The following is an 18,657-nucleotide window of genomic DNA, read 5'->3' on the forward strand; positions in this document are numbered from 1 at the left end:
TGAGTCGATACAATCATGTGGGACTAGAATTTAAGGGGAAAGGCACTTTGATGCTATTTTTGTGCACTTGGATGGGTATTGCAGAGATTGGCAAGATTCAACAGATTTTCCAGTTGATAAAGTGAATACTGCGGTTTTTTACATTGTCAGGGTAAGATAGCGCCATAAATTCAGCTTAATCGAAATAAAGTGATCTTTATTTCACACCATCGCTTTAATGGCATTGCATGAGGAGTGTTCGATGCATATCGAACTGTTTTTTATCCCATTAGGGGAGATAAATGATGAGCTACAAACACATGCTAAGGTGTTGTTAAGTGAGGATGAACTCTCAAAAGTTATGCGTTATCGAGCACCTAAAGCGCAAATAAATGGTTTGCAGGTTAGGGCGGCACTGCGTTTAGTGTTATCAAAAGTGGCGACTTTACATCCAAAAGACTGGTGCTTTGAATACGGTCTTAAGGGAAAACCCTGTTTAACGGCAAAGCAAAAGCAACAAACAGGGCTCGAGTTTAATATAAGTCATAGTGGCGACTGGTTATTAATTGGTGTTGTTAAGCATCAAGAGACAAGCCCTTGTTTATTTGGTGTTGATATTGAGAGGTCGCGCCCCAAAACGGATATTTATCCAATCCTGAATCATTATTTCTCCCACCAAGAAACCGAAGCACTGCTGGCATTGACAGATGAATCGGCCCAGCGGCAACGTTTTTTCGATCTTTGGGCATTAAAAGAGTCCTATATTAAAGCCACTGGATTAGGTTTAGCTCAGTCACTTAAATCCTTCGCTTTTGAATTAGCGGATTTAAATTGGGATAACTTTAGCGCTGATGGTGTGGAGTTAGATGATCCTTATATAGGCACTCAAGCTAATACAAATCCGATAGAATTTATTGAGCTTAAGCGGTGTGGTAGGCAACATGGGAGTGCACTTAAGATCCCTCCAAGGCTAGGTATATATCGAAATGTTCGATTGAATCAGCTTAATACAGCCGATTCTTACTGTTGGCAGGTTTGTTTTGGCAGATTAAATCGAGAATATCGTTTTGCGCTGAGTTTGGCTTCTACAGACGCGAACCGCCTACATGTGGGGCATTCAGTCCTGCCGGCAACGCTTTCGATGCAAATGCTGAGTATAGAAACATTACTTAATATTTCGTCTTAATTAACAAAAGCCCTGCTAAATGGCAGGGCTATTTATTAATACGGTTATCGAGCGTTTTCCATGCGGTAAAGCGGCTTATTACCTTTCCAGCTTATTGTCTTGCCAGTCTATGGCCTTCACCGGGTTGTTCAAAGTCGCTGCGATAGGGGTTGATATCTAAACCACCTCGGCGGGTATAACGGGCATAAACCGTTAATTTGGCACAGTGACAGTACCGCTTTAAATCGACGAAAATCCGCTCAACACATTGCTCGTGAAACTCATTATGCTGGCGGAAAGAAATCAAATAGCGCAGCAGTTTTTCTCGATCGATTTTAGGCCCTTGGTAACGGATCATTATGCTACCCCAGTCAGGTTGCGATGTGATCAAACAGTTAGATTTCAGTAGGTTTGAATTAAGCGTTTCCGCCACTATTTGTTTATCATCAGTACTGTTTTCTAAGTAATCAGGGTTAAAACTATAATCGCTGACTTCAATATCGAGATCATCTATGCAAGTGCCTGGTAACTCTACTATGCGTTGAGAACCGAAACTTCTAGGTTCAATAATCCTTACCGTTACATCACCTTGAGCGCAGTGACTAAGATCTTGGACTAAGGTTTTTTGTACTGCATCGATATTGCTAAATTTAGTCTGATTAAAACTATTTAAATATAATTTAAAAGATTTTGACTCAATTAGGTTTAGGCTTTGATAGCTTAAATGGATCTCGGCTATGGCAACCATAGGTTTACCTTTGGTATTCAGCCAAGACAGCTCATAACCCGTCCAGATATCGGCACCGTGGAAAGGCAAGGCTTCCGTAAGATTGATCGCGTTACGGTTGAGTGATCGAGGAACCCCTTGTAACAACGAAGCATCATACTCGGCTTGGTAGTCAGTGGCTTTACCTAATGTTAGGCCAGTAAGCGCTTTGGCATCACTATAAGGGTCGTGATTCTTTGTCATCAATACTGTTTCCATGTCAAAATAGGCGCACATTATACCTGAAATTGGATTGTGCTTAAGTGTCTTGTCTGCCTGCGCTAGATAAATTTTTGCAAAACTATCATCAAGCTTACCTAACTACTTTAGGCGAATTACCGCGATATTACCCGCAAGGTGAGCCTTCTGTATGCATTCAAGGTGAATTTTTTGCTGATTCTGACAAACCCATCGCTTGGCAGCCTGTTAAGCGTGATGAAGTCGGTAGTTTTACCAATGTGGAACATGCGCTAGATCTGCCTTTATGGCCTGATATCCATCTATTTTACGGTCAGTATTTTTCAGCCCCATTACTATTTGACTCAAAATGGGGAACAGGTGAGTTACTGCAAGTGTGGAACGATGATGATTTTAAATGTCTACAGCAAAACGTAATTGGTCATCTGATGATGAAGAAAAAACTGAAACAGCCGCCAACGTGGTTTATCGGTTTGTTAGATGAGGGCGATAAAATGCTTACCATTAATAACAGTGATGGCAGCGTATGGATTGAAATTCCTGGAGAAGAGCAATCTGAACAATTATCCACGAGTTTGACTGCGTTTATCGAAGCATTATCACCACGGATAGCACCACCCGTTAAGCATGAAGAATTACCTATGCCCGCGTTAGATCATCCAGGTATTTTCGCTAACATTAAACGTATGTGGCAAAACCTCTTCGGCAAAGGTTAACACTCGTGAGCGAAATGCTTTCCTCTCAACCTAAGTGCTAACGCTCAACCTAAGTGCTAACGCTTAACTTCTGTGTGGCTTGTCTTAGGCTGAGTTTTGCAACGGGATAAGCAGATATTATTGATGATCCCAAGATAGATTTGACACTATTCTGCAAGGCTCGCAGCGAAAGTGAAATATATCCAATAAAGGTTCATCTAGTTTCCAATGTTGATTGCCACAACGTGGGCAAGGCCGTGCCATTTCTGAGGCGAGATCTTGGCCTCCAACTCGATATAAATAGTAATAGGTCGGGATCTTAGTCAGATATTCGATACGACCACGTAAATCCCAACCTCTACGAAATAAATCACTGTCTGGACTCGATAACTCCTCTAACGCGGCAAATTCGGCCTTAGTGGCCGCCGCCATTTGTAGCTCGTCACAGGCTTGCCATTCGCTCTGCCAACGGATAATACGTTTATGATCGCCATTGAAGGTTGCGGGGAGTCGGTATAAGGGAATGGGGAGAAGATTATCGCCGCTGCGCAGGGGCGAGCACATATGTACATAACTCGTGTACAACAATTGCCAGCTGGGAGTTTCAGTATTACTGACCTCAGAATTAATGTCCTGACCGATAAATTTTTCCCGAGGCGCGAGGAGTTTGGCCTCGGTTAATTCTGCTAAGGCTTTCTTGACCCAAGGACTATGGTATTTATAGGCTAAACTGGATTTCTCTGGTAGCAGCAAACGCACCCTAAACTCGCCGTCATTAAAGGCGACAGCAAATTCTCGCCCTAATATTTGGCCGTTAGCTCTATAGGCTTCAAGGAGTTGATTGATGGCCTTTTCTGCGGCAGAGATGGTCGTGTCGGCAAAGCATTCAAAACGCAGTTCAGTAACAAACATTAAGCCATTTTTCCTTGGGATTCTAATAGACTGATCCGCTCTTTAAGCACAAGCAGTTCATTTTTTAATTGAACGATTTCTGTATTTTGTTGCTGGATATAATGCTCAAAATGCTGTTGTTGGGCAATGAGGCGAGCAGAAAGAGCCATTAGGGTTAAGGCTTCATTTGTATCAGCTGTTGCTGCAATCGGATTTGTGATTTTTAATTCAGCTAAGCGCTCACGTTCAGCTTTCGGCATAGCTTTAAATTGTTGTAAACCTTGGATTAATGTCGGTAACGGCAGACTATTACCTAAACGGGTTTTGATTAACGCTAAACTTGGTACTTTGCCGCTAGCTTCGAGAGCATGTGCAACAGCTAATACTTGGTCAATGTTGCTCATAATGAGTGAAATTCCTTAATTTATTGCGTGATAATAAACCAATATGCAGATGATTGTTATATTTTGATTTATAAAACAATGTGTTAAATCTTGGCACCTGTTTTGCTTTTAATTGCATCTCAATAACAATTACACAGGATGTCATATGATGAACACTAAATTAAATCGCACAATAATGGGTCTCACTTTTTTAGGGGTTGCAAGCTTAGGTCTTAGTGGCTGCGTGGTCAATGTTGGAGAGGGAGAATCCAATTGGAAAAATCGCGAATCTTGGGAAAAAGTACAGCATAAAAATCGTAATAATTTAACCCAATTAAGTTTAGGTATGACTAAGGATCAAGTGATGATCATTATGGGAAATGCCGATTTTAGCGAAGCCTATATCCAAAATGGCGATGTTAATAAAGAAGTCATCGTGTTGTTTTATCGCACCCAGCACACTCACAGTGATGGTAAAACAACTAAGGATGAATGCACTCCCATTGTCATCAGTAATAATGCTTTAGTAGGGTGGGGTGAAACGGCATACAGTAAAATTTAGAAACTATTCCCCACTAAAGCATTAAAGATAATTAGGCTTTTCTAAGTTGAGTATCTAACTGTTCAACTAGTTGAGTCCATTTCGCATCAGCTTCTAAGGCCTCAGTAATAAAGTTCTTTTGGGCTTCGGTCCAAAAGGACGCTTCGCTTAAATGTATTTGATGGTCAATCTTATGGTTAGCAATAAATTGGGTAATAGCTTCGGGTTGATTATCTAGACCGAGTTGTTCAAACAAATGGCTTAAATCTACTGGAGTGGTATCCATTGACTTTCCCTATTCAATATATGCGTTAGCTTCTAGGGTATGCGTCTGATGGAAAAATGCAATCTTTGATTAAAATTTGCACTTTTTAGTTTCCTTGATACATTGATTTATACCTATTAAGAGTGTGATCTAAATCAAGGAATTCTACTTATGGACAACCATACCTTGGACGAGTACCGTGCAGTGTATTTGACTGCTGAAGATTTACGGGTTGCCGCTTCCATCCTCTATAACGCTTACCACGATGATCCTTTCTTTGTTGAATCTTTGTTTTCCTCAGATAAAGCTGCCTACGAACAAAAATTACGAGCAGCTATTCGTGAAGAACTCAACTCGTTGTGGCAGCAAAAACAGGCACTGATTGGTCTGTTTGATCAAGAGCGGTTAGTGGGTGTGGTTTGTGTTGTTACTCAAGAAGTCCCCTTAGGAGAGGCACGATATTGGCACTGGCGTTTAAAAATGTTGCTCGGAACGGGTTGGCAATCTACTCAATCTATTATGAAAAAAGAATCGAGTATTGTTGAACTCTTGCCAAGTAATCGTTGTGGGATCCTACAATTTATTGCCTTAACGCCAAGCGAACAACATAAAGGTTTAGGGCATCAACTTGTACAAGCCGTTGTTAGCTGGTGCGATGAGCAGCGTGAACTCGATGGTATTGGCGTGTTTGCAGCACAAGAAAGCCATACCCATTTGTTCACTCAGCACGATTTTGTCTCCTTAGGTGAACTGACTATTGGCAGTATCTCAGGACAATTATTATTTTATGCGGGGCAACAAAATGAATGAACGCTTCACTCGTTTTTCTGATTTTGGTTTAGGAAGGATGACGGGAACGTAAAGTGAGAAGCTCATGCTCTTGTGAGAGATCGCTTACAAAGGTTGTAGGATAAAATGTTTTCTTTGTTGATTGTTTTGTAGTCACATGTCAGCTAATCTTTTTTAATTCATTTAGTTAGGTTGTTTGCATAGATTTATGGCTGAAATTTTGGTTTGTGAGTGTTCTTTGAGTAGAACAAAAAAATACGTATTAGCGTAGAATTCTCTCATGGCCAAGTTAAATGGATTGCATAGATTGCAGCACAGGCCAAATGGACGCAGGAAGCAATGAATTTTGATTTAAGGATGGATACAGGACACGCTTAGGGATTAAGCATCTACTCGATATAGGATGTATCGAGTCAAGGATAAGTATAAGGGTGAACAGCTTATACTCAATCAGGAAGAGAAATATGCAGGATGCAACAGGACTAAGCCATAGGATATGGTTGGATCCGAAGCAGGATATTCGGTTCAAAGGACTGAGTGTTAAAGCTTTAACACAGGGATAAAAAGGGATTCAAGGACGATGCAGGATGCAAACGGACGCATGGATGGTGCAGGGAGCACTCATTAAGCAGGAAGGCTTACAAGGGATAAATGGGGCGCACTGGGTGCGCCCTTTTCTTTTTGTCTTTCTGAATTTTTTCATCGCCTAAAATATTCAAATTGCCTGATTCTGTGTGAGATATCTCTCACATATATGTAAGTTATTTGTAAATCCATAGAAAGAAAAAAACATGTCATCATTTAAAAACTGATTTATATTAATAGCTTACAATTTATTTTTGATTATTTCGTTTATATTACAATTAACATCATTCTATCTCTATTAAGAAGCAAGAAGTTAGCTAGCGTAGAATTGGCTTTGTAGATGGAAAGACTGCTTATCAGGGATAGATAACCTAGTTGCATAGGGACGGCAATGGCACATGGAGTGCGATTGAAAGGATGCTATTTACCCTATTTCATGGATGATGGTGATGGTGGAACCGCTCAAGAAAGAGCAAGCTTAGCATAAGGATAGCTAAGAAATAGGAATGTATGTCAATACAGGGAAATATCAGGGATTGATCAGGGATGATGCAGGATGCTCGAATTCGCAAGGATGGTGCAGGGAGCACAATAATAGCAGGATGGCTTAACAGAGAACCAGAGGGTGTGATCTTAGGATCACACCCTTTCTTTTTAGTCAATTGGCCGTCGTTAGTGAATACTTTAGGAAATGACGTTATTTGGATTTGGCAATACTAGGGTTTTAGTGACATTTCCCTGAGTTACATCCACCTTGACTGCCGCAGCCGCCAAACTTGCCTTGAGCCGTGGGGGCTTCATGCCATTCAGGTTCTGGGAATATCGGCCATTCAATTTTTTGAATTTTCTTACCCAACATCCAAATATGACCTCGATATTGATTAATACCATCGGTGCTAAATTCAAATAAGTACTTTGCTTTCCAACAAATTCCTGTGGTTCCACCTAGGCTTGGGCGCGCAGTTTCCATTGCAATTGCCAAAAGTTGAACCTTCTGTCGACAACATTCTTTCTCGGCAAAAATACGGCTTAATTCTGCCATTTGACGTAGTTGCCAAAAAAATGCGGCAATGACAACAACCGCAATAATTAACAGTAGATCTGACATCATTTACTTGCTGCCTTAAACAAACCACCGATGGCTTGTGATAGTTGAATGCTTCGATTGGGATTTCTTAATTCACCTAGTAATAGATTGCGTAAACTAGGGATTGCCACAATATCAGCAAAGATCTGATTAAAAAAGGTTTGGGGCTGTAGTGCAAGCGCTTCTAAGTAAATACTGCGACTTAACTCCTGCTTTAGCACAGTCCAATTGCGTCCAGCGATACTTATGAGGGTATTTGCATCTAGGTTAGATCCTTGATGCAAGTGGGCTAACGCTTTTTGACTTAGTTCGCTATTTGATGCTAATGCCCTGAGAAAATACGCTTTATGTTCAGGCTCTGCTGCGGTGAGTTTGTTTAAGATTTTGTTGGCAAGCAAGGGACTAATTTGTACATGTTCTAAGCATTGACAAAGGGCAATTTGTACTTCAATGGCTGCCGAATCGAAACTGGTGAGTAGTTTTGCTTCATGGTCGAGTTCATTTGCTCGAACGCATACATCTGCAATGCCTTGTATACCAATATGTTGCCATTGATTTGGCGCAATTTGTCCCGATAAATATTGCATGGCAAATTCATATTGAACTGATGCATGTTGCCCCAATTGTTTACGAACTAAGGCGTTAAAGACTGCTAATTTTTCCTGGCTTGGTGTAAAGCTAAAAGGGTTATTTGCAAGATGCTCCTGTTGTTCATTACTCAGTGGTTGAGTTGGATCTTGTCCAAGTGCCGATAATACCATTTCAATAAATTGTGAACGTGGAGCAGGTGAGAGCAAGCCTTGTTCATCTAAAGCCAGTTTTAGAAACCAAATAAAGTGTTGCTGACTCGCATCCCAAAACACGATTGCAAATTGTGCATGTCCTTGAATAGGGTAAGGATAGGGCGTAGCAAGGGATTCGATTTGATGGAATGCTAACATATCAATGTGTTGTACCCTACGGCCAAGATCATACACTTGAAATTGGGTTTTTGCGGTCGTTAAAAACTGGCTTAAAGTTGTAATTTCAGTCATTGGGTTGCCATACGGATCAAAAGAGGCTCAATAAATTGGCGACATTATAGGGGGAAGTGAAGCCAGATGGTATGATTGCCGAATTTTAAAGGGGCTGATGGTTCAGTGAACTTTATCATTGCGCTTGATGCTAAATGGAGCTCAATTCTATGTTATATAGCCAAACACAGGCGAAATTAGAACAAATTGCGCAGTGCTTGCAGCAATTTGGATTATGGTCGCAAAGATCGCCTTCAGATGAGGCGATGGCAAGCACTGCTCCCTTTGCTTGCGATCTTATGCCCTTAGAGCATTGGCTACAGTTTATTTTTATCCCCCGTATGCAAGCGTTAATTGATGCTGGGCAGCCATTGCCGACAAGCATTGCTATAGCGCCCATGGCACAACATGTATGGCAAGAAATCACTAAATTACAGCCGTTAATTGGGCTATTGAATGAATTGGATATGTTGTTAAATGAACCAAGATAATATGTGGCTTGATATGCCAGATGATGAATTAGATCATGTGGTATTGAATAATACCGATGAGCAAGCGCCCGATATTCGAATCCTCTTTGAAGATGAACATATTGTAGCGATCCATAAACCCGCAGGTTTATTAGTACATCGCAGCTATTTGGCTCGCCGCGAGCGTTTTTTTGCCATGCAGTTAACTCGTGATTTAGTTGGGTGTCATGTGTTCCCTGTGCATCGTTTAGATAGACCAACTTCTGGCGTGTTATTATTTGCCAAGAGCAGTGAAGTTGCTAATGCGTTATGTGAGCAATTTGCTGAGCATTCCATAGAGAAACAGTATCTTGCGCTAGTTCGTGGCAACATGCATGAAAGTGGGATATTGGATTATCCCCTCAAAGTTGAACTTGATGAGCTTGGAGATAAACATGCCCGCCAAGATAAAGCAGCACAGGATGCCGTTACGGCTTTTAAGCCCTTACTCAATGCTGAAATTCCATATCCATCGGGACGATATCCGACGAGCCGCTTTGCATTAGTGCAACTTACCCCAAAGACTGGACGTAAACATCAGCTTAGAAGACACATGGCACATTTACGCCATCCCATTTTAGGAGATACAACCCACGGTGACGGAAAACAAAATACCTTTTTCCGCGAGCATTTCGGCATTAATCGTTTATGGCTTATCGCGAAAAAGCTCACTTTCACGCATCCTGTCACTCAATCTCGACTCAGTATTGAAACCGAGCTTGAACAACAATGGGAAACGGTGTTCACAGGACTTGGCTGGGATGACGTTGTCTTGAGCAATGATGCGCCATTTTTGATCGCTAAAAATTAGCCCATATTTTTGACACTTACTCTCTTGTCTCGCTGAGCTTATCAAGGTTTAGTGTCAATGCTTGCTAAAATATAGGCAAGTTATTAGGGCATTTTGGCTTTTAATGGACGCAGTTTTTGCATCATATTGGCTAACGTTGAAAAACCTGGCGTAGGGAAGTGAGGAGATTGAAGTTCTTGCTGGGCGGCGTGGAAATAATTTTTGCGTCGAGTATTGGCGGTTTTATGATGTTGTTTGAAGTGTTTTTGCCTAGTGGTCTGTCGCATCAGTTGCCTTCCTCATGCCCAATAACTTGATTTCTTAAAATTTTTTACGCCGTCACTTGCTCTAAAGCCTGAGAATAAAGTAAGTTCAGCTTAATAGAGTTTTATACGCGGGGCGGAGTATATCATGAAAAAGGTCAATTTGGTGTTTGGCACTGTGTATGGAAGTGCACAATTTACCGCCGAAACCTTAGAAAAGGAATTAACGGTTTTAGGTTATAAAGTGAGACTATGGCAACCCAATGAGATTGCAAACTTTATTCCCCCTAAAGATGAAATATTAGTCGTAGTGACCTCCACCACAGGGCAAGGCGATCTACCTGAAGATATCCAACCGTGGTTTTATCATTTAAAACATACCGCACCTTATTTACCCGAGCTTAAATACAGTGTGATTGCGCTGGGTGATTCTGGTTACGATACCTTTTGTGGTGCTGGTCGGGCTGTCGATGAATTGTTAAGTGAACTTGGCGCTACATCCATAATGGAGCGTTTAGAAATTGATGCCTGTGAGACCATGGAACCCGAGGTTGAAGCAATAAAATGGCTGGAACGCTGGAATCAAGTCGTCAAATCCGAGCTCGTCGCTTAGGTCGGTTTGTCACACAGCAGTGGTTTAAATTTGCTCAGCGCTTAAGTCAGGCGCTGCTCATTCCTATTGCTATTTTACCTGCTGCAGGGATTATGCTCGGCTTAACGGCCACCCCGATTGCTTTTGTCCCCGAAGAGTTAACCATTTTGATGTTGGCAGTGGGTAAATTGATTTTTGCTATTATGCCGATGTTGTTTGCCGTGGCCGTTGCCATTGGGTTTTGTCGTGATCAAGGTATTGCCGCATTCACGGCGGTATTTGGTTATGGCGTGATGACGGCAACATTAGCAGCGTTGGCGGATCTTTACCATTTACCGACTCAAGCGCTGCTGGGAATGGAAACCTTAGATACTGGGATTGCAGGTGGCATGTTGCTCGGCGGCATAACCTGCTTAGCGGTGCGAGTGAGCCAATATATTCGATTACCTGCTATTTTCTCCTTCTTTGAAGGACGACGCAGTGCATCTTTACTCATTATTCCATTAGCAATGTGTTTAGGTTACGTGCTTGCCCACATCTGGCCGTCATTATCATTATTGATTGAGCACGTATCCGATTGGGCTGTTTATCAAAAGCCTGCCATGGCTTTCGGTGTCTATGGTACGTTTGAGCGTTTGCTTATTCCCCTTGGGTTGCATCATATTTGGAATGCGCCGTTTTACTTAGAAGTGGGGCAATTTCAGACTCAAGGTACAGACGTTATTCGTGGAGAGGTAGCGCGTTATTTAGCAGGCGATCCTCAAGCTGGCAATCTTGCTGGTGGGTATTTGATTAAAATGTGGGGACTACCTGCGGCGGCACTTGCTATGTGGCGTTGTGCCGATAGATCTGAGCGCAATAGTGTGGCGGGTATTATGCTTTCAGCGGCGGCGGCTTGCTGGCTGACAGGTGTGACTGAACCTATCGAATTTGCATTTCTGTTTGTGGCGCCGATCCTCTTTATTATTCATGCTCTGTTATCTGGTTTTGCATATTTTATCTGCATAGTGCTTGATATTCACCATAGCATTGTCTTTTCCCATGGCTTGGTAGACTTTATGCTTTTATTCCCTCTTTCACGTAATACTAGTTGGTTTATTTTTCTTGGACCTTTAACCGCAATAGTATATTACCTATTGTTTAGATTGAGCATTGTAGCTTTCAACCTGAAAACGCCCGGTCGATTAGAACCTGAGGATGGGCATAGGAGTAAGGAAAGTTTAAGGGCGATTATTGCCGCATTGGGGGGGCGTGAAAATATTGTTGAACTTAATGCTTGTCTAACAAGGCTGCGCTTAAGTGTTAATCGGCCTGAGCTAGTGAATAAATTGCGTTTGAGTCAGTTAGGGGCCAAGGGCGTTATTGTGATGGGAAAAGGGGTGCAAGTCGTTTATGGCACTAAAGCTGAAACTCTGCGTAAAGTATTGCAACGCTATATCGATACCCGTCGGTAAACATATCCTATATTTTTTAACCGATTGCTTAGTTTTGTATTCGCCAAATTTACGGCTTTAATTTTACGAATTGTTGAATCAATTATCTGAAATGTAGGATTTATTATTTAATTTAATGGCTTTTATGCTGTTTGATTTTATTGGCTGTGGCAAACTCCAAAATAGGGATAATTCAGGAGAGTTCATTTTGCCGTCAATGATCAGTGCCGACGTGGCCAAAACTTCAACCGTGTTAGAACGAAAAATCTTAATGACAGATTGTGCCGATGCCCAAGGTTTAATCGCTAAGATTACAAGTGTTTGTTTTAACCATAAGCTCAATATTATTAAAAACAGCGAGTTTGTGGATAATGCTCAGGGACGTTTTTTTATGCGCACTGAGTTAGAAGGCGTATTCCATAGTGAGCAATTATTGCAGGACTTACGGGATGTGCTGCCAGCACAAAACCATATGACTTTAGTTAGTGCGGGTAAAAAGCGCATTGTGGTGTTAGTGACGAAAGAGGCGCACTGCTTAGGCGATCTATTAATGAAAGCCTATTATGGCGGATTAAGTGTTGATATCGCGGCGGTAGTAGGAAATCACGATGCACTACGCGAACTGGCGGAAAAATTTAATATTCCCTTCCATCTTGTTAGCCATGTTGGTCTTGATAGAACCCAGCATGAGCAAGCATTGCTTGGCGCAGTCGCGCAATATGAACCAGATTATTTAGTATTAGCGAAGTACATGCGAGTACTCACGCCCGATTTTGTTGCACAATATCCAAATCGTATTATCAATATCCACCATTCATTTTTACCTGCTTTTATTGGTGCAGCGCCCTATCGTCAGGCTTGGGAGCGAGGAGTGAAAATTATCGGAGCGACCGCGCACTTTGTGAATAATTGCCTGGATGAAGGCCCCATTATTAAGCAAGACGTTATTCCCGTAGATCACAGCTATAGCGCGCTAGAAATGGCAAGAGCGGGGCGAGATGTGGAGAAGAGTGTACTGAGTAAGGCGCTACAGTTAGTGCTCAATGAACAAGTTGTAGTGTATGGTAATAAAACTATCGTATTTTAAGTTGTTAGTAAGGGGAGAGTATCGGATGTGAGCCGCTACTCTTACTCCACGCTTACTTACAGTCATGTATCTATTTTTATAATTAAATTGCTTGTGAGGGTGTTACTAGAATTTTTTGACAACTAATCGTAAGTTGTTTATTCCAATGCATTAATCATGGATGGGAGTGATAAATGTCAACTAGTCGAAGTCTTATCGTTGGGATGAAGGATCTCCCAGACAATTTGGATTTATCATGGGCGCAACTCGATGAGCAATTTCGAGTGCAACGAATGAGTAAAGCCTTTTACGTTCGTTGTAAAAGGTCTGCAGCACAAATCATCAATCAACCTATCTCTGAGCTTTTTAGCGCCTTCAACAGTGAACTTTGTGCAAATATTCGACGGCGGCAAAGGCAAGTAATTGGTTTTCAGTTACAAGATGATCAAGGCACGCGATTACATTTTTCATTGCATTTAGTGCCAAATGTCGGTTGGAATTTGATTTTATCTGACTCTAATTTTGAAGATCCACAGATGAAAGAATTGCACTCGGATTACCGACGCGCGATTCAAGCAAGTGATGCGTGGTTGCAACATATTGAAGATGTAATTAAATCTCCTCAAGATGAGGTTTTTAGAGTCGCAGTATCTAAGGCTATCTCCTTAACGGGCAGTCAATACGGATTTATTTTGCTGCACAATGAAAAGTCTGGAGCGTTGACACTGGCTGCGCGTTCTGAATATCCCATCCCTAAGATGAATGAAGCGGATTTTGTAAAAGAGAATTCGCAAGTTTCAGAGCTTGAATGTCGTTTATGGCTTGAATGTGCAAGAAACTACAAACCTATTATTCACAATGATAGGGATAACCTTCCACATCGAGGGGATTTTGCATTTGATCGGTTGCTACTGACAGGGCGTTATATTGCGGTGCCGATTTTATTTCGCACCCGTATGGTCGGATTGGTTTGTGTTATCGGTAGGGAGGAACCTTATACACGCAGTGATGCAAGATCTTTACTCACCTTTGCGAGTATTCTTTGGCATACCATAGAGTTACCTCGATCATTGCGTGCGGTTTCCCGTCAATCCAAAATTATAAAAGCGCAGAAAGAGCAATTATCTCAGTCCTTAACTCAGTTGATTAGTGCGATTTCAGAAGCGCTGGAGCTGAAAGATGCCTATACCGCAGGGCATCAAAAGTCGGTTGCACAGTTAAGTTATCTGATAGGAGAGAAACTTGGCTTAGAACCACAGCGTTTAGAAGGGCTTAAAATTGGTGCATTAGTACATGATATTGGTAAGTTAGCGATTCCATCGCAGATACTAACTAAGCCCTCGCAGCTTTCAAAAGAGGAATATGCGTTAATTCAGACTCATCCACTGCATGGTGCAGAAATCGTTGAGGAGGTGGAATTTCCTTGGCCGATTAAAGAAATGATCTTGCAGCACCATGAGCGGCTGGATGGGTCGGGTTATCCAGCGGGGTTAAAGGATAAAGAGATATTGTACGAAGCCAAAATTATTGCTGTGGCGGATGTTGCGGATTCTATTTTATCCCACAGACCCTATAGGCCTTCTTTGGGATTAAAAAAGATGACCGATGTGCTTAGAGCGGGTAAAGGCACATTATTCGATCCTGAGATTGTTGAAGCTTGCCTTACCATTCTCGTGAATCAAGAGATGAGTATCAGTGATCATATTGGTAGTGTCTTACTTGAGCCTATTATTGAAATTACACTTGACCACGAGCTAGAGGATATACAGCGTTTATTTACTCAGTCGAGTTCGAAAGTTGCGGTTGTATTGGATGAGTCCCGTAATATCGCAGGAGTCGTTACGCTGAACCTACTCGATCACTGGCTTAGCCCTAGATTAGGTACTGCTGCTGAACGTGACTATGATCGTGCTCTTTTACATAAAAAGGCCCATCAAATGATGATGCGCAATGTCCCCATCATTAATGACGTTGCCACAATAGAAGACGCACGAATTCAATTAAATCAATCGAATAGTGATTTTCTTGTTGTGGTTAATAAAATGCAAAGACCATTAGGTGTTATCGGTTGGCGAGAAATCGCTATGGTACGAAATGCGATCAATGAGTTTGAGCGTTTAATATAAAAGCTAATATTTTCCATGAAAAAAGATGCCATAAGGCATCTTTTTTGTCACAAGCGGTTGAGTATAGTGCTAATCCACTATGCGTAATAACTCGTTGATACCCACTTTTCCGCGGGTTTTTGCATCCACTTTCTTAACGATAATCGCAGCATACAGGCTGTACTTGCCACAGGCTGAGGGTAGATTGCCAGAGACAACCACAGAGCCCGCAGGTACACGGCCATAATGCACTTCGCCAGTTTCGCGATCGTAAATTCGAGTGCTTTGGCCGATATACACGCCCATAGAAATCACTGAGCCTTCTTCAACTACTACGCCTTCAACAATCTCAGAGCGCGCGCCGATAAAGCAGTTATCTTCAATGATGGTCGGCCCAGCTTGCAATGGCTCAAGTACCCCACCAATGCCTACTCCACCGGATAAATGCACGTTTTTACCGATTTGTGCACATGAGCCAACTGTCGCCCAAGTGTCAACCATAGTGCCTTCATCAACATAGGCGCCTAAGTTCACATAGGATGGCATCAACACTGTGTTTTTACCGATAAATGAGCCTTTACGTACTGTCGCCGAAGGCACCACACGAATGGCTTCCGCTTTAAAGCGGGCTTCATCGTACTCGGCAAATTTTAACGGCACTTTGTCGAAGTATTTGGTTTCTGCGCCATCGATAACCGCATTATCGAAAATACGGAAGGACAGTAATACTGCCTTTTTCAGCCATTGGTGCACATGCCATTGGCCGTCGATTTTCTCGGCGACACGGACTTCACCTTTGTCGAGCATATTGATGACATGTTGCACATCGCTACGCACATTGGCGTCGACTGTACTTGGTGTGATGTCGGCGCGCGCTTCAAAAGCCGCCTCAATACGTTGGCGTAAAGCCTCCATTTACTTCTCCCTCTGGTTTAGTTAATTAAACTGATTCGGTATTGTTTGCGCTTAGCGCACTGATTAACGCTTCCCTAAGGGTATTCTCTTGGGTTGCGTTTAGTTGTAGCCCATCATTAGTCTGCAACATAAAAAAATCTTCTGCTCGTTCGCCAATAGTAGTGATCTTAGCGGCGAGTAACGTGATATTGCAGCGGTAAAAAATATCACCCACTTTAGCCAATAATCCAGGTGAATCTAAGGCGATAAGTTCCATCATACTCGTACCATGACGGCTGCTTTCGAGAAAACTGACTTGCGTTGGGACATGAAAAGGTTTCATTTTACGCGACAGTTTTCTAAAACGCGGCAGTTTGGGATTATCGCTCGAAAGGGCCTTCTCAAGGGCTTTACGGATGCTTTGGATGCGTGAAAGCTGGCTTACTGGCTCACCATCCTGTTCTAAGATCACAAAGGTATCGAGGGCATAGTTATCTTTTGAGGTCATGATGTTGGCATCATGGACGTTGATATTTTTATTGTCGAGCACCGCCATCACGGTTGCGAACAATTTTGGCCTATCTTGGCAATAGACAAATAACTCAGTGCCGCCACGGGTGGTGTGTTTAGACACTAAGACTAAGGGCTCATCCTGTTGTTTGTGCTTCAAAATCGCTTCGGCGTGCCATGCGACTTGATTGGGCTGGTGGCGTAAAAAGTAATCCGCCTTAAAGCGCTGCCACAGGGTATCTAAGTCTTTTTCTTTTAGTCCGCGCCGTAGCAGCTCTTTTTTTGCCTTGGCCTGATATTCACGCACTCTGGCACGAATATCGACGGGTTTTTCTTTACCACGGGCGAGCACTCTTTGGGTTGAAAAGTACAAATCGCGTAGCAGTGAGCCTTTCCAGTTATTCCAGGTTTTTTCGTTGGTGGCGCAGATATCGGCGACGGTTAAGCAGTACAGATAACTTAAATGCACAGCATCACGGACCTTGTTAGCAAAGTCGGCCACCACATCGGGATCGGAAATATCCCTGCGCTGGGCAGTAACTGACATCACCAGATGATTCTCAACCAACCACGCAACTAAGCGACCATCGTGATCGTTTAACCCGTGCAGCTTACAAAAGGCGAGGGCGTCGCTTGAGCCAAGTTTACTGTGGTCGCCGCCGCGGCCTTTAGCAATATCGTGGAAGATAGCGCCTAATACGAGTAAGCCCTTTTTCGGCAATTGGTTGATCAGAATCGAGCCTAAGGGAAATTCTTCCTTTTGTTCTGGCTGCGAAAAACGCTCGATATTCAGCAGTAATCTGTGGGTATGTTCATCCACCGTATAAGCATGAAACAGGTCGAACTGCATCTGGCCTTCAATATTTCGCCAAGCGGGTAAATAGGCCGACAGTACGCCGTGTTTATGCATTAAGGACAGGGCCACAATCCCCCGCGGATGGCGCAGAATTTCCATAAAGGCTTGGCGACAAAGCGGGTTTTCTTGTAATGCTTGAGATTGTGCGCGTCTTGCACGGCGCAGCGAACGCAGCGTTGGTGCGTAAATGCCTTTGATGTTGGAGTTTTTAGCGACTAACAAAAACAGCCGGACAATTTCTTCGCCGCTATCGAACAGATCATCGCTTAGCGCTTCAATAAAAGTGCCGCGGCGCTGGTAGTGTTTATCTATCGATTGAATTTCTAAAGCTTTTGTGTGCCCCAGTGTTGCCCGTTTAAATAGCTGCAGCAACATTTCGTTCAGCTCCATCACTCGGCGTACCGTGCGATAGTAACGTTTCATCATCTGCTCAACAGCAAGCTGGGTGGCGTCTTCATACCCCATGAGTTCGGCAACTTGGCGCTGTACATCAAAGAGTAAGCGATTTTCATCGCGACCGACCACCATGTGCAGGGCAAAGCGTAACTTCCACAAAAAGTGCTGACATTCGAGCAGCTCTTCTAATTCACCAGGCTCTAAAAAGTCGTATTGGACTAATTCTTCGAGGCGAGCGGCACCAAAGTGACGCATGGCCACCCAAGCAATGGTTTGAATATCCCTAAGGCCACCGGGACAACTCTTGATATTGGGTTCTAAATCGAAGGCACTGGCTCTGGCATGGCGGGCATTTTGCTCATCCCGTTTGGCGATAAAAAAATCGCTTGAAGTCCAAAAGTCACTCTGACGAATCGCATCATAAAGTTGATCGAATAAAAATTCGGGCCCTTCGAGCAATCGTGCCTCTAACAGATTGGTGGCTATGGTGATGTCTTCACGGCCGAGGATAATCGTGTCGTTTAACGTACGGACACTGTGGCCGATTTCCAGATTGGCATCCCACAGAAAGGCAATAAACTGACTGAGTGCCGCTTCGGCAGCGGGTGACAAGATATCATTAAACAGGAACAGCAAGTCGACATCTGAGTGGGGATGCAGCTCCCCACGGCCATAGCCGCCCACGGCAATCAGGGCAATATCATATTCTCTTAGACCGTGCTGTTCCCAAGCTTGCTTTACAAGGGCATCGACAAATTGACAGCGCTGCGTGACGAGCTCTTCAATCGGGGTTTTAGCCTTAAAACTGGCCAAAAGAATCTGATTCTGTTCGATTAATGAGTGTTTTGCGATCTGCGCTGTATTCATCGAGGTCCTTGTTTGGATT

At 42.9% G+C, this 18,657-nt stretch carries 19 protein-coding genes; 10 read left to right on the forward strand and 9 right to left on the reverse strand.

Annotation, left to right across the window (positions count from 1 at the left end):
• Nucleotides 1–241: 241 nt before the first annotated feature.
• A complete protein-coding gene (locus JEZ96_RS06280) occupies nucleotides 242–1,165 on the forward strand; it encodes a 4'-phosphopantetheinyl transferase family protein (protein WP_061783329.1) in 924 nt (307 codons plus the stop codon).
• 91 nt (nucleotides 1,166–1,256) lie between these two features.
• Here the strand turns inward: JEZ96_RS06280 and queF are convergent, their stop codons facing one another.
• Complete coding sequence (gene queF / locus JEZ96_RS06285) at nucleotides 1,257–2,114, reverse strand: NADPH-dependent 7-cyano-7-deazaguanine reductase QueF (protein WP_014610205.1); 858 nt, start codon at nucleotides 2,112–2,114, stop codon at nucleotides 1,257–1,259.
• 59 nt (nucleotides 2,115–2,173) lie between these two features.
• On the opposite strand from queF, the gene syd reads away from it, so the two are divergent.
• The gene (gene syd, locus JEZ96_RS06290; RefSeq protein WP_011790046.1) at nucleotides 2,174–2,824 is read left to right on the forward strand and encodes a SecY-interacting protein; all 651 of its coding nucleotides are present in this window, start codon (nucleotides 2,174–2,176) and stop codon (nucleotides 2,822–2,824) included.
• 117 nt (nucleotides 2,825–2,941) lie between these two features.
• Here syd and JEZ96_RS06295 read toward each other — a convergent pair whose 3' ends face one another.
• Nucleotides 2,942–3,715, reverse strand: a complete 774-nt coding sequence (locus tag JEZ96_RS06295) for a Zn-ribbon-containing protein (RefSeq protein WP_011790045.1) — start codon at nucleotides 3,713–3,715, stop codon at nucleotides 2,942–2,944.
• Nucleotides 3,715–4,098 carry a hypothetical protein gene (locus JEZ96_RS06300; protein ID WP_025007442.1) on the reverse strand — a complete coding sequence of 128 codons (384 nt, stop codon included), beginning with the start codon at nucleotides 4,096–4,098 and terminating at the stop codon, nucleotides 3,715–3,717. Before JEZ96_RS06300 ends, JEZ96_RS06295 begins: the two co-directional genes overlap by 1 nt.
• A 145-nt stretch (nucleotides 4,099–4,243) precedes the next feature.
• On the opposite strand from JEZ96_RS06300, the gene JEZ96_RS06305 reads away from it, so the two are divergent.
• The gene (locus tag JEZ96_RS06305) at nucleotides 4,244–4,639 is read left to right on the forward strand and encodes a DUF3192 domain-containing protein (protein ID WP_025007443.1); all 396 of its coding nucleotides are present in this window, start codon (nucleotides 4,244–4,246) and stop codon (nucleotides 4,637–4,639) included.
• Nucleotides 4,640–4,670: 31 nt separating this feature from the next.
• Here JEZ96_RS06305 and JEZ96_RS06310 read toward each other — a convergent pair whose 3' ends face one another.
• Nucleotides 4,671–4,904 carry a DUF2789 domain-containing protein gene (locus JEZ96_RS06310; RefSeq protein WP_011790042.1) on the reverse strand — a complete coding sequence of 78 codons (234 nt, stop codon included), beginning with the start codon at nucleotides 4,902–4,904 and terminating at the stop codon, nucleotides 4,671–4,673.
• Between the two features lie 150 nt (nucleotides 4,905–5,054).
• Between JEZ96_RS06310 and JEZ96_RS06315 the strand changes: the two genes are divergently transcribed.
• Nucleotides 5,055–5,693, forward strand: coding sequence for a GNAT family N-acetyltransferase (locus JEZ96_RS06315; RefSeq protein ID WP_061783328.1), 639 nt, complete (start codon nucleotides 5,055–5,057; stop codon nucleotides 5,691–5,693).
• A 1,288-nt stretch (nucleotides 5,694–6,981) separates the two neighbouring features.
• On the opposite strand, the gene JEZ96_RS06320 is transcribed toward JEZ96_RS06315, so the two are convergent.
• Complete coding sequence (locus JEZ96_RS06320; protein ID WP_011918976.1) at nucleotides 6,982–7,368, reverse strand: DUF3301 domain-containing protein; 387 nt, start codon at nucleotides 7,366–7,368, stop codon at nucleotides 6,982–6,984.
• Nucleotides 7,365–8,378 carry a DUF3549 family protein gene (locus JEZ96_RS06325; RefSeq protein WP_025007445.1) on the reverse strand — a complete coding sequence of 338 codons (1,014 nt, stop codon included), beginning with the start codon at nucleotides 8,376–8,378 and terminating at the stop codon, nucleotides 7,365–7,367. Before JEZ96_RS06325 ends, JEZ96_RS06320 begins: the two co-directional genes overlap by 4 nt.
• A gap of 149 nt (nucleotides 8,379–8,527) precedes the next feature.
• Between JEZ96_RS06325 and JEZ96_RS06330 the strand changes: the two genes are divergently transcribed.
• Nucleotides 8,528–8,848, forward strand: a complete 321-nt coding sequence (locus JEZ96_RS06330) for a YqcC family protein (RefSeq protein WP_011790038.1) — start codon at nucleotides 8,528–8,530, stop codon at nucleotides 8,846–8,848.
• Nucleotides 8,835–9,677 (forward strand): tRNA pseudouridine(65) synthase TruC, encoded by an 843-nt coding sequence (gene truC / locus JEZ96_RS06335; protein ID WP_025007446.1) that lies wholly within the window; start codon nucleotides 8,835–8,837, stop codon nucleotides 9,675–9,677. The genes JEZ96_RS06330 and truC overlap by 14 nt, the downstream gene beginning before the upstream one ends.
• Nucleotides 9,678–9,760: 83 nt before the next feature.
• Here truC and JEZ96_RS06340 read toward each other — a convergent pair whose 3' ends face one another.
• Nucleotides 9,761–9,943, reverse strand: a complete 183-nt coding sequence (locus JEZ96_RS06340; RefSeq protein ID WP_011790036.1) for a hypothetical protein — start codon at nucleotides 9,941–9,943, stop codon at nucleotides 9,761–9,763.
• 124 nt (nucleotides 9,944–10,067) lie between these two features.
• Here JEZ96_RS06340 and JEZ96_RS06345 point away from each other — a divergent pair, with 124 nt between their 5' ends.
• The 4 genes from JEZ96_RS06345 to JEZ96_RS06360 all read left to right on the forward strand — a co-directional run bounded on the left by JEZ96_RS06345 (nucleotide 10,068) and on the right by JEZ96_RS06360 (nucleotide 15,136).
• Complete coding sequence (locus JEZ96_RS06345) at nucleotides 10,068–10,532, forward strand: flavodoxin (protein WP_011790035.1); 465 nt, start codon at nucleotides 10,068–10,070, stop codon at nucleotides 10,530–10,532.
• Nucleotides 10,484–11,965 (forward strand): PTS transporter subunit EIIC, encoded by a 1,482-nt coding sequence (locus JEZ96_RS06350; protein WP_025007448.1) that lies wholly within the window; start codon nucleotides 10,484–10,486, stop codon nucleotides 11,963–11,965. The genes JEZ96_RS06345 and JEZ96_RS06350 overlap by 49 nt, the downstream gene beginning before the upstream one ends.
• A 196-nt stretch (nucleotides 11,966–12,161) precedes the next feature.
• Nucleotides 12,162–13,031 (forward strand): formyltetrahydrofolate deformylase, encoded by an 870-nt coding sequence (gene purU / locus JEZ96_RS06355; RefSeq protein ID WP_025007449.1) that lies wholly within the window; start codon nucleotides 12,162–12,164, stop codon nucleotides 13,029–13,031.
• A 173-nt stretch (nucleotides 13,032–13,204) separates the two neighbouring features.
• Entirely contained in the window at nucleotides 13,205–15,136 is a 1,932-nt protein-coding gene (locus JEZ96_RS06360; RefSeq protein ID WP_011790032.1) for an HD domain-containing phosphohydrolase, read from the forward strand.
• A 69-nt stretch (nucleotides 15,137–15,205) separates the two neighbouring features.
• Here JEZ96_RS06360 and dapD read toward each other — a convergent pair whose 3' ends face one another.
• Nucleotides 15,206–16,030, reverse strand: coding sequence for a 2,3,4,5-tetrahydropyridine-2,6-dicarboxylate N-succinyltransferase (gene dapD / locus JEZ96_RS06365; protein ID WP_011790031.1), 825 nt, complete (start codon nucleotides 16,028–16,030; stop codon nucleotides 15,206–15,208).
• 25 nt (nucleotides 16,031–16,055) lie between these two features.
• Nucleotides 16,056–18,656, reverse strand: coding sequence for a bifunctional uridylyltransferase/uridylyl-removing protein GlnD (gene glnD / locus JEZ96_RS06370; RefSeq protein WP_258555074.1), 2,601 nt, complete (start codon nucleotides 18,654–18,656; stop codon nucleotides 16,056–16,058).
• Between the last annotated feature and the right edge of the window lies 1 nt (nucleotide 18,657).

Source organism: Shewanella putrefaciens, assembly GCF_016406325.1.
Classification (GTDB): Bacteria; Pseudomonadota; Gammaproteobacteria; order Enterobacterales; family Shewanellaceae; genus Shewanella; species Shewanella putrefaciens.